Here is a 17501-nt window from a genome sequence, read left to right as displayed (position 1 = left end):
CAGATGAAATTCAATAAGGTACATATTATATCGCTGTTTTTTTCAATACTTTGTGTCCATTTGTCACAGGGGCAAACTTTGGAAAGTTTCTTGGAGCAGGCAGAGAACAATAATCCAGAATTACAGGCTTTTGTACTGCGGTACAACATTTCCAAAGAGAAGATAAATGAGGCGAATACTTTGGGAAATACGGAAGTGAGCGCTGGGTTGTTTGTGAGTGAGCCAGAGACCAGGACGGGAGCGCAGAAAGCAAGGTTTTCGGTCAAGCAAATGGTGCCCTGGTTCGGTTCCATAACGGCAAGGGAAAATTATATCTCGGCCTTATCCGAAGTGGATTACCTGGACATGGTCATTATCAAACGCAAACTAAGACTATCGGTATCCCAATCGTATTACAGATTGTATGCGATCAAAAAACAGCAAGAGCTGCTGGAAGAAAATATAGTCCTCCTCAAAACGTATGAAAAATTGGCTTTGACCTCCGTGGAAGTCGGAAATGCCTCGGCTGTGGACGTTTTGCGTTTGCAAATAAGACAAAATGAATTGCTGGCCCAAAAGGATGTTCTGGTGCTGGACTATGTATCCGAAGAAAGTCTTTTTAACAACCTATTGAACAGGGAAGAGGAACTGCAAATTGATTTGGCGGATAACTTATCTGTGATCGAGGAACATAAGGATCTGACATGGGATGTTCAACTGCACCCTGAATTACTGAAATACGACAGGCTCTATGAATCCGTAACCCAATCAGAAATATTGAACCGTAAAGAGACAAATCCTGACCTTGGTTTTGGATTGGATTATATCCCGGTTGCGGAACGAAATGACATGACTTTTAGTGATAACGGGAAAGACATCATTATGCCCATGGTAACTGTTTCCATTCCGATATTCAATTCAAAGTTTAAGTCCAGGACCGTACAGAACAGCTTGCGGCAAGAAGAAATCAGTGCCCAGAAAATGAATCAGAAAAACAAACTGAAAACGCTTTTGAGCAAAGCAATATCATCTAGGGAATCGGCCCGTATCAAATATAATATCCAAGAGAAGAATTATAGACAGGCTAAAGATGCGGAGGAAATTTTGATCAAAAATTACGAAACGGGCACCATTAATTTTAATGATGTTTTGGAAATCCAAGAGTTACAGCTTAAAATTCAAATGAATCAAATTGAAGCCGTAAAGAATTATTATATGGAATCGGCCCTTATCAATTATTTGGGCAATAACGAATAGATAAAAAAGTGAATCAATTATACTAGTAAAATTAAAATTATGAAGTACAATATGTTAAAGAAAAAGAAACAAAGTAATTACGCAATTTTCGCAGGATTAACCCTATTGGTGATGACCGCATGTGGGGAGGAAAAGAAAAAGGAACCTATAACACCAGAAGCCTCGGCAGTGACAGAAATCAAAGAAGATGCTACAGCCATGGTTTCCTTTAAAGATGATGCTACCGGAAAAATTTTTAATGGCTACTTGGCTATAAAAACTGCATTGACCAAGACAGATGTTGAGGGAACAAAAACCGCTGCAAAAAAGCTGGCAGAGAACCTGGATGAAAACGAAATGGAATTCAAGGGGGTTGCTCAAGAAATGGCCAACAGCGAAGATATTGGAAAACAAAGGGAGTTGTTTGCCACGTTAACGTCCAAAGCGGAACAACTATTTAAGGATCAGTTGGCCCAAGGAACCATTTATAAGCAGTTTTGCCCAATGGCCTTCAATAATACGGGAGGATATTGGTTTTCAGAGGTTTCAGAGATTAGAAATCCATATTATGGAGATATGATGTTGACTTGTGGGGCGGTTAAGGAAACCATCCAATAGCAATGAAATATGTAGTAATCAAAGTATCTTTAGTAGTAAGAGGATCAAATTGGTAAAACGAACATGTATTTAACGACAAGCATCAAATGAAACATACCTATCAAATTCATGGAATGACCTGCAATGGGTGTCGTACTCATGTCGAAAATACTTTGCAAAAAGTGGACGGCGTGGTCAGTGCTTCCGTTGATCTGGAAAAAGCAGAGGCCGTTATTGAAATGGATTCGCATATTCCAATGGATTCTTTTAAAACTGCCTTGGAAAAAGCCGGGGGACACTACACCATACATCTTCCAGGGGAAACTTCGAAATCTGCCATGACCAAACAAAAAGTGCCCAAAGGAAAAGGTACGGGTATCTATTATTGCCCCATGCATTGTGAGGGGGATAAAACCTATGACAAACCTGGTGATTGTCCCGTATGTGGAATGGATTTGGTGGAAGAACAAAACTTATCCGCCTCAACATTGGAGCAATGGACCTGTCCTATGCATCCGGAGGTTGATAAAGACGGCCCAGGTTCATGCCCTATTTGTGGGATGGACTTGGTTCCCTTACAGGCAGACCTTTCCGAGGAGGAGAAAAATTATAAAAAGTTATTGAAAAAATTCTGGATAGCGGTGGGCTTCACCCTTCCTATTTTTTTGATTGCCATGTCAGAAATGGTACCCAATAATCCATTGTACGCGATTTTGGATCTTAAAAAATGGAATTGGATGCAATTGGTGTTATCCATCCCCGTAGTCTTTTATGCCACTTGGATGTTCTTTGAACGGGCCTACCGATCTATAAAGACATGGAACCTCAATATGTTCACCCTCATTGGTATTGGTGCAGGGGTGGCATGGTTATTTAGCGTGTTTGGCTTGGTCTTTCCAGATTTTTTTCCAGATCAATTCAAGACCGAAACTGGAACCGTACATATCTATTTTGAAGCAGCAACGGTTATTTTAACCTTGGTGTTAATGGGACAGGTAATGGAGGCCCGTGCCCATAGCAAGACCAATTCTGCCGTAAAGGAGTTGTTGAAATTGGCCCCCAACAAGGCCATACGGGTAGTAGATGGAAAGGAAGAGGAAATTAGCATAGATGCTATCGCCTTGGGGGATATACTACGTGTTAAGCCAGGGGATAAAATCCCTGTGGATGGCTCAGTGACCGAAGGACGCACCACTGTTGATGAGTCTATGATCACAGGCGAACCCATTCCAGTAGATAAGGCGGTGGGAGATTCCTTGAGCAGTGGAACAATCAATGGTAACCAGTCCTTTTTGATGAAGGCAGAAAAGATCGGGTCCGACACCTTACTAGCGCAAATTATACAGATGGTGAACGATGCTAGTAGAAGCAGGGCCCCAATCCAAAAACTGGCAGATACTATTTCAGGATATTTTGTTCCGGTGGTTGTTTTGATCTCTCTTATTACGTTCGTGGTATGGGCCATATGGGGACCAGATCCGGCCTATGTGTATGCACTGGTAAATGCCATTGCCGTATTGATTATAGCATGTCCCTGTGCTTTAGGGTTGGCTACGCCCATGTCCGTAATGGTAGGAGTAGGGAAGGGGGCCCAGAACGGAGTGCTGATCAAAAATGCCGAGGCCTTGGAGAAGATGGCCAAAGTAAATGTCCTGATCGTGGATAAGACAGGAACTTTAACAGAAGGCAAACCTACCGTAGAAACGGTCGGTGCTACAAGTGACAAATATTCCAATAAGGAAGTACTTCAACATATTATTTCCATAAATCAATATAGTGAGCACCCCTTGGCGGAGGCTACAGTTGCTTATGGTAAAGATCAAGGTGTTGAATTTTTCGAAACAGAAGGGTTTAATGCTGTTATTGGGAAAGGCGTTGAAGGAATCGTTCGTGGAAAAAAGGTGGCACTGGGCAATGATAAAATGATGGAGTATGCCGGTGCGGTGATTCCCCAGAACATGAGGGATAAAGCCATGTTCCATCAAAAGCAGGGCAAAACAGTCTCTTATCTTTCCATAGATAAAGAAGGTGTTGGCTATATCGTGATTGGTGACAAAATAAAACAGACCAGCGCCACAGCTATCAAAGAATTGCAGGCAAAAGGCATAGGGGTGATCATGTTAACAGGAGATAATCACGAAACTGCCCAAGCAGTAGCACATGAATTGAACCTGGCAGATTTTAAGGCTTCCATGTTGCCGGAGGACAAATTGAAAGAAGTGGAGCGACTTCAAAAAAGTGGTAAGGTGGTGGCCATGGCCGGAGATGGAATCAACGATGCCCCGGCATTGGCAAAAAGTGATGTAGGTATTGCCATGGGCACAGGTACGGATGTGGCCATTGAAAGTGCAGGGATAACTCTGGTAAAAGGAGATTTAAACGGAATAGTCAAAGCGAGAAACCTGAGTGATAAGGTGATGAAAAACATCAAACAAAATTTATTTTTTGCATTGATCTATAACACCCTAGGTGTACCCATAGCGGCCGGAGTACTGTTTCCGGTTTTTGGAGTTTTATTATCTCCAATGATAGCCGCTGCGGCAATGAGTTTTAGCTCGGTATCTGTGATTGCCAATGCCCTGAGATTGCGAACTACAACTATTAACTAACCAATACTATAATTGATAGCTTAAATTATACAGTAGAACAGGATTAAAAATAACTAAGATTTGACCAACCTATTTTAAATGTAATGATAAAAAGAAAGACCATAAGAAAATTTAGAAAGGTGCACCGTTATTTAGGGCTCTTTCTAGGGATTCAATTTTTAATGTGGACCATAAGTGGGATGTATTTTAGCTGGACAGATATTGATGAGATCCATGGGGACCATTTCCGAAAAAAAGATATGGCGCTTTCATCCTTTGACAATTTGATCAGTCCATCAGAGATAATAAGTCCATTGGAAATCACATCCCTTTCCTTGCAAGATATCGGTGGGACTCCGTACTATTTGGTAAACGGAGATCAGATGTTCAATGCTACAACGGGAGTTTTGAAAGAAGAAATTTCAAAAGATGAGGCTTTGATGGTCGTCAAAAAAAATATGATCCCTGGATTAAGGGTAAAAGAGGTGGAGCGTATTACAGCAACGGGGAAACATCATGAGTATAGAGGCGGTCCCCTACCGGCATATGTTATTTCCTTTGATACCGCTGAGGATATTAAGGCATATGTTTCTATTGCTGATGGTTCCTTTAAAACCTTACGTCATAGGGATTGGCGTTGGTTCGATTTTTTATGGATGACGCATACTATGGATTATGAGGGTAGGGACGACTTCAACAACATAATTTTAAGGGCTTTTTCTTTATTGGGGTTGGTCACGGTACTAAGCGGGTTTACCTTGTGGTATGTTAGTTCCCCAACGATACGGAACAGGTTTGGTAAAAAGAAAATGTAGTTTGATCCGATAGTGATGATTAGTGAAAAAGACTAGCTGTCAGGATAGAATAAGAATTAAAAGAAATGAATCTAATATTTAAAATCAATTAGATCGATGAAAAAAAATAGTTTATATATAGTGTTGGCAGTTCTTGGAGGGCTATTAGCGGGATACCTTATTTTTGGAGGTCATGACAATAATCTTAATTCTGAGGAACATGACCATAGTGAGGAGATAGCGAGCGGAAAAATGTGGACCTGTTCCATGCATCCACAAATTATGCAACCAGAACCTGGAGATTGCCCTATTTGCGGCATGGACCTAATTCCTGCAGAATCCGGGGCGGACGGTTTGTCGATCGGACAATTTAAAATGACAGAAAATGCCATGGCCCTTGCCAATATAAAAACCATGGTAGTTGGTGATGGTAAGGTGCAATCTGGAGCGTTAAAACTCTCGGGCAAAATAGAGGAAAACCAAGAGATCAACGGTACGCAAGCAGCCTATTTTGGCGGAAGGATAGAAAAGCTATATGTTAATTTTGAAGGGGAGGAAATAAAAAAGGGGCAGCTATTGGCCGCGATATATTCTCCAGAATTGGTATCCGCACAACAAGAACTGCTCACTGCATCCAACCTAAAAGAATCTCAACCGGCCTTGTACAAGGCTGTGAGAAACAAATTGAAATTATGGAAGCTATCTGATAAGCAAATCGAACTGATAGAATCTAGGGGCAAGGTCAATGAAAATTTTCCCGTGTATGCCAATATTACCGGTACAGTTTCCAAAATAATGGTGGAAGAAGGCGATTATATAAAACAAGGTGCCCCTTTGTTCAGTTTGGCAAATTTAAGCTCGGTATGGGCGGTATTTGATTCTTATGAAAATCAAGTAAGTAGTCTAAATAAGGACCAGATAATAACTGTTGTGCCAAATTCCTATCCGAATACAAATTTCAAAGCTAAAATATCTTTTATAAATCCCATTTTAAACTCCGATAAGCGTACCGTTGAGGTAAGGGCCGTAATACAGAATAAGGATGGTCTGCTAAAACCAGGAATGTTTGTGGCGGGCACGGTGGCCATGGAGTCCGGCCAAAAAAGCGATGGTATTGCAATTCCGGAAAGTGCAGTACTATGGACAGGGGAGAGATCAGTAGTTTATATTAAAAGCGATCAGAATCAACCAATATTTGAAATGCGAGAAGTGACTTTGGGAAATGTGAATAATGGTTTTTATCAAGTCCTGGAAGGATTGGAAAACGGTGTGGAAATTGTAGTCAATGGTACCTTTACTGTGGATGCTGCGGCCCAATTGAAGGGCAAAAAGTCCATGATGAATCAAGTTGGGGCTAAGACCATGACCGGTCATGAAGGCCATACAGCTATGCCGATGAGTACAATAGGGGCAGTGGGGCAGACTGAAATACAAATGCCAGCATCTTTTCAACAAGAGTTCATGGGAATTTTGGAATATTACATGGAAATAAAAAATGCGCTGGTATCTTCAAATGGGGACAAAGCTCGTAGTACGTCCAAAATTGCCTTGGCAAGGCTAAAACAGCTCAAAAAAACCGGGTTGGACCAAAGGACCATAGATCATTTGGATACCATCGGGCAAATGTTGGATGCCATTTCCAGCGGTAATAAAATTGAAAGTCAAAGAAACCATTTTATAGCCCTTTCGGCCAAAATGATTTCCATTTCTACTAATTTAAAGGCCCTACCTAGCACTTTGTATGTGCAAAATTGCCCTATGGCCAATAAGAATAAGGGTGCTGATTGGTTGAGTTGGGAAAAGGAAATCCTAAACCCCTATTATGGTGATGCTATGTTGACCTGCGGTGCGGTAAAGCAGGTGATTGCCCAGTAGGTATCATAAATTTTACATCACGGAATAAAATTTTGCCCCTGAATAATACAAGAAAGACTTACCACTTGGAGAATATTTAAAATAAAATAGGGGATATCTTTATAACTTACTGGTTTTTTGTATCTTATAACTAAGAATTTTTTGATCTAAAAGCGACTTTTTTGGATTTTTTTTTGTCTCTAAAAGACTTTTTTCGGATTGAAATCGTATATAAGTTTAACAATTTTAAGTGCTGATTTTTTGAAATCCCTTGATTTTGCTGGGGTTTTTAATTTTTTTTGGCCTCGAAAATTAACAGTATATCATATTGTAATTTAAATACATTTGTAGCGTTTTATTTAGAAAGAATTATTGATGAAAACAAGCTTGAAACTTCTATGGATTGTTTGCTTATGCGTAACAGGAGTATACGCACAGAACGATTTGCCCTTACAAGTGGATAATTCTACTATTAAACCCCTTCAAAGTCTTTTCAGCTCGCGTTTACAAAGCAATTTGGAAAAGCAGCTGATGTCCAATCCTCATTGGAAAAGGTTGATCGAACAAAAGAAAATGGCTGTAGGGATTGTGGATCTCAACGACCCCAACAATGCCAAATTTGCAAGGGTCAATGGCAACTATATGATGTATGCCGCCAGTCTTCCCAAAATAGCCATTTTATTGTCTGCCATGGATGCTATAGATAAAGGAGAGCTTATGGAAACTGCAGAGATCAAAAGGGATATGCGCTTAATGATCAGTAAATCTGACAATCAGGCCTCAACCAGAATGATAGATCGCCTGGGATATGAAAAAATAGAGTCCGTTATGACGGATCCCAAATATGAATTCTACGACAAACAATTGGGTGGCGGCCTTTGGGTAGGCAAACGATATGGCGGAGGTGGCGATACCAATAGGGAGCCGCTTAAAAATTTGAGTCACGCTGCTACTGTTACACAAGTTTGCAGGTATTATTATCTTTTGGCCAATGGCCAATTGGTCAATGAAAAAAGGTCCAAACAAATGTTGGCCATCATGGAAAACCCCGAGTTGCACCATAAGTTCGTAAACACCTTGGATCAGATCGCGCCAACGGCCCGTCTGTTCAGAAAGTCCGGTTCATGGAGGACCTACCATTCAGATTCCATTTTGGTATGGGGCAACGAACCCAACAGAAGATACATCCTGGTAGCCCTTGTGGATGATGCAGGAGGCGAGCAGATCATTAGGGACCTTGTAAAACCTGTTGAAAGGGCCCTGCGAAATACCATGTTATAGCGACTCGCTCTTTTGGGATAAGCTAAATTTCATAAACACATTAAAACCGCTTTTGGGAGAGACCGATGGGGCTACATTTAGTATCTCCATTTTGTTTTTTAACTCCTTTGGTAGTGTATATTCTTTAGCTACCTTTATGGTTTGAAGTAACGGAGACCTTATGCCATTTTTTCGGGGGTAGTCTTTACCACGTTACTTTAATTAGTAAAAGAAGTACAATCTACATGCTGATTCTAAATACCTTAAAGGGTTATGTTCTAAAAGTGTTTGATATAAAGGAGGAAGAACTTTATAAAACACTCTTACTACAACTCAATATTTTTTTATTGATCACCACTTTACTCATTGTAAAGCCAACCATCAATTCATTATTTCTTTCAGAACTTACTTCGGACGCCCTCCCATTGGGTTATGTTCTTACAGCTATCATGGCTATCATAGGTTCTTATTTTTATGACAGGATCCTTGAAAAATTTCCACTGAATATAGTCATTGAACGGACATTGATCGGATCGGTAATTTCCCTGATGATTTTCGGGATTGCCTTTAATTTTCAATTGGGCAAAGGGTTTATCCTGTATATCCCATATATATGGGTTGCTATTTTTGGTTTGCTTACCGCTTCCCAATTCTGGATTCTTGCCAACCTGGTATATAATGTTAGGGAAGCCAAGCGGGTTTTTGGCTTTATAGGGGCCGGAGCTATTGCCGGGGGAATCTTTGGCGGATATCTAACCTCCTTGTTGACCACTTTTATCAGTTCGGAAAACTTGTTGTTTTTTGCAGCACTTTTATTGATATGTTGCTTGCCCATTACAAGGTATATTTGGAAAAACGAGGTAGTCCCGCTAAACGCATTTCAAGTTTCACAACGTTCAGACCCCAAAGGTGAATCGCCTTTTAAATTGATCCGTCAAGATAAACTATTGAGCTTAATAGCGATTGTTATAGGTATTAGTGTGCTGGTGGCCAAGTTGGTGGATTACCAATACAGTGATTACGCATCCCGACTAATTGACAATCAGGATGATTTGACTTCATTTTTCGGATTTTGGTTCTCCACCTTAAGTGTCATATCGCTTTTGGTACAATTATTTTTGACCCAACGGATCGTTGGTACTTTTGGAGTTGGAAAGTCGTTGTTGTGGCTGCCCTCTGGAATCCTTGTGGGATCCGCAATCCTCTTATTGATCCCTCAATTATGGGTAATCGTGTTTATCAAGGTGGTGGATGGTAGTTTAAAACAATCCGTGAACAAGGCTGCCACAGAGCTTTTGTCCATACCAATTCCCATTGAAACCAAAAAGAAGACCAAAACATTTACAGATGTTGTGGTGGATAGCATTGCCACGGGGCTGGCAGGGTTCATTTTGATATTTTTTATCAACGGATTGGATATCTCTTCAACCTACATCAGTTTGATCATCATTGCCCTTATTTCAGTATGGCTATATTTTATATACCATTTGCGAAGGGAGTATATTGTTTCCTTTAAAAATTTACTTGAAACAGCGCATACCAAAAAAGAAAAGAGCGATCGAAAGGAAATTCCCGTTACCTCTATTGTAGATACCGTGATCAGGGTTTTTCATTCTGGGGAAGAAGGGCAGATCCTGCATATGCTGCAGAAAACGCTGGAGGTCAAGAACGAACGTTTTTTTTATGCGATCAAGGGATTGTTGGGACATGAATCGGCGGCGGTGCGCGCATTGGCCATAGAGAACCTATATTTTCTTAAAACGCAAAATCTGTCGTTTCAAATGGAATCCATGGTCCACGATAAAGACCAACATGTCACTACAGCGGCCTTTAGGTATCTCCTGAAAAATTACGATAATGACACGCTGGAACTCTTTAATAAATATCTGAACAGTACCGATGCCACCATTGCCAATGCATCTTTGATAGGCCTCTCACTAGAGTTGCGCAACAATACGAGATTACAAGAGCGGTTCAGCTTGGCCAATAGAATAGGGATGGCTTTGGAACAGTACGGAAAATTGGAATCACGGGAGCATAAAAGGAATAAAATGTTTGCTATCCTAGAGGCAATTGGTAATGCCAAGGTGGACCGTTATTACGATATTATAAAGCAACAGTTGCATGGGGAGGAAACGGAATTCTTGAATGTTGCCATTAAAAGCGCCTCAAAAACGTTAGATCAGGAGTTTATAGCCCTCATCGTGCCCCACCTTTCAAAAAAGGACTCCAGGAAAGTAGCTACGGAAGCATTGTTTAATTTTGGGGAACCCATCATGGATATCATGGTCGATACCATTCGTAATGAGCATATTGATCTGGAAGATGCCATTTATATCGTTCCCGTCATAGAAAAATTTGCCTCCCAAAAGGCAATTAATACCTTGATAAAAATCACGGAAGATACGGAGCATTCCATAAAAATTGAGGCTATAGAGGCCCTCAAAAGACTGAAATGGAAATATCCCAATCTGCAGATCAAAGATCGCTTTGTGGTAGATAAAATATTGGACGAATGCAATTTGTACCAAAATACCTTATCTGTGATCCATTCCCAAATTGTCATACAATACAAGAAGAAGGATCAAAGTCCGGAATCTTTGGAGGAGAACGAGGCCAGAAATGGACTGATCCATTTATTGGAGCAACGGTTGGATCGGCAGCTGCAACGTATTTTTAGATTTTTGGGGATCAAATATCCTCCCAATGATATCGACTCCATTTTAAACACCATTTTAAATGGTAAGGAGGAACAGCGTGTCCATGCTGTTGAGTTTTTGGAAAATATTTTGGACAACCAATTAAAAAAGGAACTCATTCCTGTTGCAGAATCTACCCTAATGGAGACTATCTCCGAAGAACAGATAAAAAAACTGAACCTCAAGGTTTTCAGTGAATCCGAATGCTATCATGCACTTTTGGTTAGAAAGGATGTGAAACTGAAGCAGGCTGTGCTTTATTTGATAGAAAAGACCAACGACATTAAGTTTGTTCCACTAGTGGAGATGGCCTTGGAAGACAGGAACGAAAAAATAAGAATTAAGGCTGCCGAAATATTGGGCAGCCTTAAGGTCTAATTATTATTTCCTCACAATCCTATCAATGCTGGAGGCCAGCATCATATGGTCCGTGGCAGAATTTTTACGTAAAACATTGGTCATCAGCACTACCATGTACCGGCAATTGTCTGGATGTTCTATGATGGCCACAGAATTCATAAAGTTGCTTACATTTCCCATGTACTTGCCACATGCTTCCCCTTTGGTCCGGTCACATTTATACAAACTTCCAGATTTAAAATAAACCGCTGCTTCCTTCAGCACGGGGGATTGGGCATATCGTATGCGACGGTCCGTCATATACATCAATCGTTTCATTTCCAAACTCGATTCTTTGTCCACCACATTGCCCTGTTCCAGTTGAACCAAAAATTTCATTAGTCCAATGGGAGTCCCAATACTACCTCCTTTATCACCCACATATGTATTTGCCCCTTTGGTGAAGAAACTCCCCAAACGCCATTCATCGGTGGTGATTCCCAAGGTTCGTAAGGGAAGGTTTACTACATCGTTCCCAAGATCCGTTAGTTCTTTTCTAGGGGTTGTCTTAAAATAGGCATCTGCCTGTTCTTGGGTGAGTTCCGGATAATCCTGACCAAATGCGGCCATCAATAGGACCTCTCTCCAAAGAATACTGGCTGCCCCATTGTTGCTGACGGACATCATGTGGTCTGCCCATTCGTATAGCGTGAAAACATCACTGGCTATTACCTGTCTTTTTACCAGTTTTTTGGTTTCAATATTGTAGATGGGGATGGTATGTTCATCTGTCAACCCCCAAACACCGGCTTTGACGGATTTATCCCTTAATAGTGCTGTTCGTTTTTCCCAAGAATCGGGATAAATTTTGGCCAGCTGGGTGAAAAGGCCATTTAAAACGGCTATTTTACCCACACTTCCCGGCTGATAACCGGAAGTTTCGTTCCTTTCTGCATAGCGTATGTTGTCCGGGTCCGAAATGTCCAACACGGTCAGGGAATAACTTTTGTCCAATCCCCTGAACAAGCCACTGATCTCTTTTTGGAAATTGGCATCGGTTACCAATAGTGCCTCAACGCTGTCCTTGCTTCGTGAAAGTAAGTTGAGTTCTATTTCAGAGTATGATTTCAATGCACCTGGAGGTAGGGTAGTATTGTCCTTTAATTCCCCACTTTTAATAAGTTCCAATCTTTTTAACCTTTTGATTCCTGTCATTTCGTACCCATCAATAGGATAATACGTCATCGTAGTAAAGGCGGAACAGACCAGTATTAGAACACAATATTTAAAGTACTTTTTCATTTTATATTTTTTTTGAAAGTGCAATTTTTTTAGTGGTGTCTATTTTTGGGGTAATGGACTCCAGATATCCAGAACTCAAAGCTTTCTTGTTCTCTACAAAAGGTCTGATCTGGAAAAGCCATAGTTTGTTATCCTCAAAGCCCATTTCTACATCGTAAGCTCCCTTATATTCGGACTCGGCTGTTTTGGGCATTGTTTCCCTTATGGTTTTTGCCAATTCCCTGATCTCTTTGATGTTTTGAGCATTCAGAATGGCATTTTCAAATGTCACCTGTTTTCTACCTGTTCCCCCAGTGACCGGAAGGGTATTGTGGAATGGCTCCCTTGCCGGTGCCAGTAATTCCTCACCACCACCATCTTTGATCAAATAAGATTCTGCAGATTGCCCATCCACGGCACCTCCTGCACCACGACTAAAAGCAATGGTCAGGTCCTTGTTGTTTCCAGAGCTGATACCTTTGGTGATCATTACCCCAGAGTAATCCACATCTACACTAGGAATCACCAAAATTGAAGGAAATACATTTTCCGGATTCAATAAATATTTTTGTCTCCATTTAAAGCTACGCTCGGTATAGGGTGAAGCCCAAACGTCTTTGATGCCCTGTATTATTTTTTCTCGGGCAACAGCATTAAAGATGGTTAGATTAAGGCCTGCCCCTGAAAAATCTTTAAGATCTTCCATGTTGGTATCACTTCTCAGGAATACAGGGATTTCCCCTAACTTTTTGCCTAAGATTGCTTGGAACTCCCGTTCCAACTGATCTACAAATTGCGGTTGCAATGGCATTTTCTTGATGGCGGCCCTTAATATTTCCAGTTGTCGCAATTGGTAGTTTTCAATTTCTGCCTCGGCAATGTCCTGTGACCTCATTTTTTCTGCCTCCTTGAACATATCGTTAAGAAATTTCCAGTAGGAGATAGCCTGGCCTTCCATTTTTTGGTCCATATGAACCCTGAAAATTCCAAAAGGAATGACAAGACCTTCCACTACTTTTTCGGGGAACATTTTCTTGAGCTGGCCCAAGTTGGCGGCTTTGGGGCCGCAAAGTTTGCCAGAGTCCGAAGCATCTACGCTTCTTAAATTCAAAATATTGGTCTCGTCCAATCGGATCTGCTCAATAGGAACAGCAATTTTTTCGGTGCTCCGCTCTTTTTTGCTAAATAGGGAGCGTTCTTCCTCGGTCATTTCCCTTTCTAATTTTAAAATGACATTGCCTTTATTGGAAACGGCATAAAAAACCTTTTCCCCATGGAACCTCTTGAGGCTTTGTAGATTTTGATCTGAAAGGGCCGCGTTGGGAATTCCCAGATTTCGCGCTAGTAGCTGAACGTGTGAAACCATGTTTCCTTCAGAAACTGTAGCTATCCCCGCTACAGGCTTAAGGTCCGATGGGGGACGTTGGAAGATGTAGATCTTATCGGCGGATACTTCAATATCATCTGAAGTACCATCAATGACGACAAGTTCGCCATAGGCATATCCGGGATTCAATCCCCGTAGGGCACTTTGGTTGGGTATATCCAGTACCTTGTTGGAAAGGGAAGATTCCTTCGCAATAAAGTCGCCCAGTTGCCCCACACTTTCCCCGAGATTAAGGGCAATGGATCCACGTATTTTGTCATCGATAAATCCGTATGCCTTTGGCTCAAAGGCCGTGTACTCATTAACGATATCCTCATAGTTGGCCTTGACCATAGAAGCGCTCCATTCCACTTCCCTTCTGGCGGTTTCGAGAAGGGAATTCAGTTCTGCCAAAGTCATATTTGGGTTGTGATATGCCTGTATGCCACCATTGATCTGCTCCCATTCATGCAGTTCTATATATCCAGAGCCGGCCGTAGCCATGCCCAGATAGCATATTTTTTCCAATAGGCCTTCCAATTCTTCGGGTTGCCAATTTGGGGATGATTTGAATATCAATTCCTCCAGTTTTAAGGATATATCGAGTAATTGGAGTCGGGCCAAAGGCCTCTTTTCATTCAAAAGTCCTTTTCTGATTTCAAGAATTACCTGCGCTGTTGCGGGCACCAAAAGGGAAATATCCGAAGATTCGTAATTGTTGGACACATAATCACTTATGACTGTACCCAGTGGCGTGTTTTTTAAAAGGGTGGCCTTATCAGAAAGTGATTTGATATCTATGGGTTTGTAAAAATTGGTCATGGTAGTGACCAATTCATTGAATTTTGAATTTAATTCTGGAGTTAATTTGGTTGCATTCTTGTTTTGGAAGGCTTTCACCTTATCTATATCCCCAAATTCTGGCTGACTGTGTATCTTGACCCTTAAATCCATAAAAGGCTCATACAGATCTGAAAGAACTTTAGACTGACTCCTCATTAGCTGGGCCAGGTTGTCATCTCCTTTATGTGGTATGGCCTTTAAGGATTGGCGGATCAAGTAAAAATTCTGAGCAACGACATCATCCTTGGCCAATAACCATTGGTAAAAATCAATTCCCCACGCTTCCTCATCTTCTGCCTGAACGGAACCCCTATAGAATTGTCCCCTTCTAAGGATCCAACCGTCATCTACACTTCTCAGGTATTTTTCCAGTTGATATTGTTTTAGACGGGAGTGGTTGTGCTCGGCGTCCCAAAAATCTTGTTTATCTGTGTAGGCCAAAATTTGTCCCAAGAAAATGTGGTTGCTTTTTCCAAGGTTTACCACTGCATCTTTATAGCGGGCATGCTGAACCCCTGGACCTATTTCTTTTGGGCAGGGGTCTTTGGGTTGCCTTATGCTCCCATCGGTACAGAACCAACGGATATCCTTATAGGGACCCCTTATATCATTTTTATAAAGGGCAACCTGTTCGGCAATCTGCTTGTCCGAGACTTTTTGGGCAACTGCGGTTGAACAAATAAATACCAGGAGGATAATACTTGGAAGTAATTTTTTCATGTAATAGGGTATATACATACGATTGATAGTCAAATCTAATGCCAATTTTAGAAATTGGGCTTTATAAATCTAAGAATTTTCAATGAATTAAGGGTATGGGACAGTTTTCCTAGAGGGTAAAGAGGTATTTGTCTTTATAATAACCTGGTGAAGTTTCCATTCTCGGATTAGCTGGATATTGTGCTTGAGTTAAAATTTAAAGTGATAAAGGCCGTACTTTTGGTATCTGTGTATTACACTACCATCATGAGTGGTCTTGGCTGACCAACAACTGGTACGGAGAAAGGCTTATACCTTTTATCTTTTGGGGTATAATAACTTTTGATAACTTTGAAGACAAGTTTTTTAAGTAAAGACTTATTTTTGCATTGTAAAATATAGTGAAGAATTGGATTATGTCAGAAAAAATAGAAAGATTGAAAACATTGATCATAGGTTCAGGACCAGCAGGATATACTGCTGCCATCTATGCAGCTAGAGCAGATTTGAAACCTGTGATGTATACGGGTATGGAACCTGGAGGACAATTGACCACGACCACAGAGGTTGACAACTTTCCTGGGTATCCGGAAGGAATAGACGGTCCAACCATGATGGTGCAGTTGCAGCAACAGGCGGAGCGTTTTGGAACAGAGGTGCGTATAGGAATGGTAACGGCAGTTGATTTCAGTGATGAAGTTGGAGGCATACACAGGGTAACCGTAGATGATCATAAGATCATCGAGGCGGAAACTGTGATCATTTCCACGGGGGCTACGGCTAAATATTTGAACATACCCAGTGAGCAGCGTTTAAGGGGTGGAGGTGTTTCGGCCTGTGCCGTTTGTGATGGATTTTTTTACAAGGGGCAAGAAGTGGCCATTGTAGGTGCCGGAGATACGGCTGCAGAAGAAGCTTCTTATTTGGCCAATATCTGTAAAAAAGTGACCATGTTGGTCCGAAGGGATGAAATGAGGGCTTCCAAAGCCATGCAACATAGGGTGAACAGTTTGCCAAATATTGAAATCCGATACAATACCGAAGTAGATGAAGTATTGGGAGAGCAAGTGGTAGAAGGACTTCGCATGGTAAATAACCAAACAGGTGAAAAGGAAGAGATTGCCATCACTGGTTTGTTCATTGCCATCGGACATAAACCAAATACTGATATCTTTAAAGGTCAGTTGGAAATGGATAGCACCGGATACGTGATCACCAAGGGCAAAACTACCAAAACTAGCAAGCCAGGGGTGTTTGCCAGTGGTGATGTCCAGGACAAGGAGTACAGGCAGGCAATTACGGCAGCAGGTACAGGGTGTATGGCCGCACTGGACGCTGAACGTTATTTGGCAACCATAGAAACTGCAGAGGAAGCGGTTTAGGTTACTTTAACTTGATTATAAAGCATAAAAAAACAGCTGTACTACAGCTGTTTTTTTATTGTATTATGTTAGCGGTTAATCGATGCGCTTGTAGTTTTCGGAGGTAATTCTATTTCCATCTTCATCAATGGTAATCTGACTATAGGTATCATCCGTTAAAACTAATTCAAATGTAAACTGTCGTATGGTATCTAGAGCCTTCATCATCTGGCCGTCTCCGTATTCAATATTTTCTATCAATCTGTCCGGGGTAATCTTATACGTACCATAACCAAACCTTCCTTGAATTTCTGCTGAGGATGTTCTGGACCACATTATTTTTCCGTTATAGTACATTTTTACCTGTCTGAATCCTTCTGAGGGCGGAGTGGTATCTATGATGTTTTGCCCATCATACTGATAAAAGTGTTGAAGTTCCCAGGTACCTTGTATAGTATGCATACTGTTTTCCTTCTCAGTAGTATATTTTGTGGCAGAAACCATAATCAGCATGAGAAATATAAATCCTAAAATTTTTTTCATTGCAGTAAAGTTTTGTGATAGTTAGTAATTATTTAGTAAAAAGTTACAATATATTTTAGAAA

11 protein-coding genes are annotated in these 17501 nt (G+C 41.0%); 8 read left to right on the top strand and 3 right to left on the bottom strand.

The window, feature by feature from the left end; translation table 11 throughout:
* The first annotated feature begins 3 nt into the window (after positions 1-3).
* From WAA86_RS13210 to WAA86_RS13180, 7 genes are all read left to right on the top strand, one after another.
* Entirely contained in the window at positions 4-1236 is a 1233-nt protein-coding gene (locus WAA86_RS13210) for a TolC family protein (protein WP_337301490.1), read from the top strand.
* A 39-nt stretch (positions 1237-1275) separates the two neighbouring features.
* The gene (locus tag WAA86_RS13205; RefSeq protein WP_337301489.1) at positions 1276-1833 is read left to right on the top strand and encodes a DUF3347 domain-containing protein; all 558 of its coding nucleotides are present in this window, start codon (positions 1276-1278) and stop codon (positions 1831-1833) included.
* Positions 1834-1919: 86 nt separating this feature from the next.
* The gene (locus WAA86_RS13200; RefSeq protein ID WP_337301488.1) at positions 1920-4421 is read left to right on the top strand and encodes a heavy metal translocating P-type ATPase; all 2502 of its coding nucleotides are present in this window, start codon (positions 1920-1922) and stop codon (positions 4419-4421) included.
* A gap of 83 nt (positions 4422-4504) precedes the next feature.
* A complete protein-coding gene (locus WAA86_RS13195; RefSeq protein WP_337301487.1) occupies positions 4505-5215 on the top strand; it encodes a PepSY domain-containing protein in 711 nt (236 codons plus the stop codon).
* 96 nt (positions 5216-5311) lie between these two features.
* Positions 5312-7069 carry an efflux RND transporter periplasmic adaptor subunit gene (locus tag WAA86_RS13190; protein WP_337301486.1) on the top strand — a complete coding sequence of 586 codons (1758 nt, stop codon included), beginning with the start codon at positions 5312-5314 and terminating at the stop codon, positions 7067-7069.
* Positions 7070-7564: 495 nt separating this feature from the next.
* On the top strand, positions 7565-8329 hold the full coding sequence (locus tag WAA86_RS13185) for a serine hydrolase (RefSeq protein ID WP_337301485.1): 765 nt from the start codon (positions 7565-7567) through the stop codon (positions 8327-8329).
* 224 nt (positions 8330-8553) lie between these two features.
* Complete coding sequence (locus tag WAA86_RS13180) at positions 8554-11385, top strand: Npt1/Npt2 family nucleotide transporter (protein ID WP_337301484.1); 2832 nt, start codon at positions 8554-8556, stop codon at positions 11383-11385.
* 3 nt (positions 11386-11388) lie between these two features.
* Here the strand turns inward: WAA86_RS13180 and WAA86_RS13175 are convergent, their stop codons facing one another.
* Both WAA86_RS13175 and WAA86_RS13170 read right to left on the bottom strand, forming a co-directional pair.
* The gene (locus WAA86_RS13175; protein WP_337301483.1) at positions 11389-12648 is read right to left on the bottom strand and encodes a serine hydrolase; all 1260 of its coding nucleotides are present in this window, start codon (positions 12646-12648) and stop codon (positions 11389-11391) included.
* Between the two features lies 1 nt (position 12649).
* A complete protein-coding gene (locus WAA86_RS13170) occupies positions 12650-15556 on the bottom strand; it encodes a PEP/pyruvate-binding domain-containing protein (RefSeq protein WP_337301482.1) in 2907 nt (968 codons plus the stop codon).
* Positions 15557-15951: 395 nt separating this feature from the next.
* Here WAA86_RS13170 and trxB point away from each other — a divergent pair, with 395 nt between their 5' ends.
* On the top strand, positions 15952-16917 hold the full coding sequence (gene trxB / locus WAA86_RS13165) for a thioredoxin-disulfide reductase (protein WP_337301481.1): 966 nt from the start codon (positions 15952-15954) through the stop codon (positions 16915-16917).
* A gap of 75 nt (positions 16918-16992) precedes the next feature.
* Here the strand turns inward: trxB and WAA86_RS13160 are convergent, their stop codons facing one another.
* Complete coding sequence (locus WAA86_RS13160) at positions 16993-17439, bottom strand: hypothetical protein (RefSeq protein ID WP_337301480.1); 447 nt, start codon at positions 17437-17439, stop codon at positions 16993-16995.
* Between the last annotated feature and the right edge of the window lie 62 nt (positions 17440-17501).

This window comes from Sediminicola sp. 1XM1-17 (assembly GCF_037203765.1).
In the GTDB taxonomy this organism is placed as follows: Bacteria; Bacteroidota; Bacteroidia; order Flavobacteriales; family Flavobacteriaceae; genus Sediminicola.
The sequence above is the reverse complement of the archived record's forward strand: the minus strand, read 5'-3'. Positions and strand labels throughout refer to the sequence as shown.

Bases quoted from the DNA above. Each gene is read 5' to 3' on its own strand.
- WAA86_RS13210 (WP_337301490.1), top strand. From the start codon at position 4: ATGAAATTCAATAAGGTACATATTATATCGCTGTTTTTTTCAATACTT.
- WAA86_RS13205 (WP_337301489.1), top strand. From the start codon at position 1,276: ATGAAGTACAATATGTTAAAGAAAAAGAAACAAAGTAATTACGCAATT.
- WAA86_RS13200 (WP_337301488.1), top strand. From the start codon at position 1,920: ATGAAACATACCTATCAAATTCATGGAATGACCTGCAATGGGTGTCGT.
- WAA86_RS13195 (WP_337301487.1), top strand. From the start codon at position 4,505: ATGATAAAAAGAAAGACCATAAGAAAATTTAGAAAGGTGCACCGTTAT.
- WAA86_RS13190 (WP_337301486.1), top strand. From the start codon at position 5,312: ATGAAAAAAAATAGTTTATATATAGTGTTGGCAGTTCTTGGAGGGCTA.
- WAA86_RS13180 (WP_337301484.1), top strand. From the start codon at position 8,554: ATGCTGATTCTAAATACCTTAAAGGGTTATGTTCTAAAAGTGTTTGAT.
- WAA86_RS13175 (WP_337301483.1), bottom strand. From the start codon at position 12,648: ATGAAAAAGTACTTTAAATATTGTGTTCTAATACTGGTCTGTTCCGCC.
- WAA86_RS13170 (WP_337301482.1), bottom strand. From the start codon at position 15,556: ATGAAAAAATTACTTCCAAGTATTATCCTCCTGGTATTTATTTGTTCA.
- trxB (WP_337301481.1), top strand. From the start codon at position 15,952: ATGTCAGAAAAAATAGAAAGATTGAAAACATTGATCATAGGTTCAGGA.
- WAA86_RS13160 (WP_337301480.1), bottom strand. From the start codon at position 17,439: ATGAAAAAAATTTTAGGATTTATATTTCTCATGCTGATTATGGTTTCT.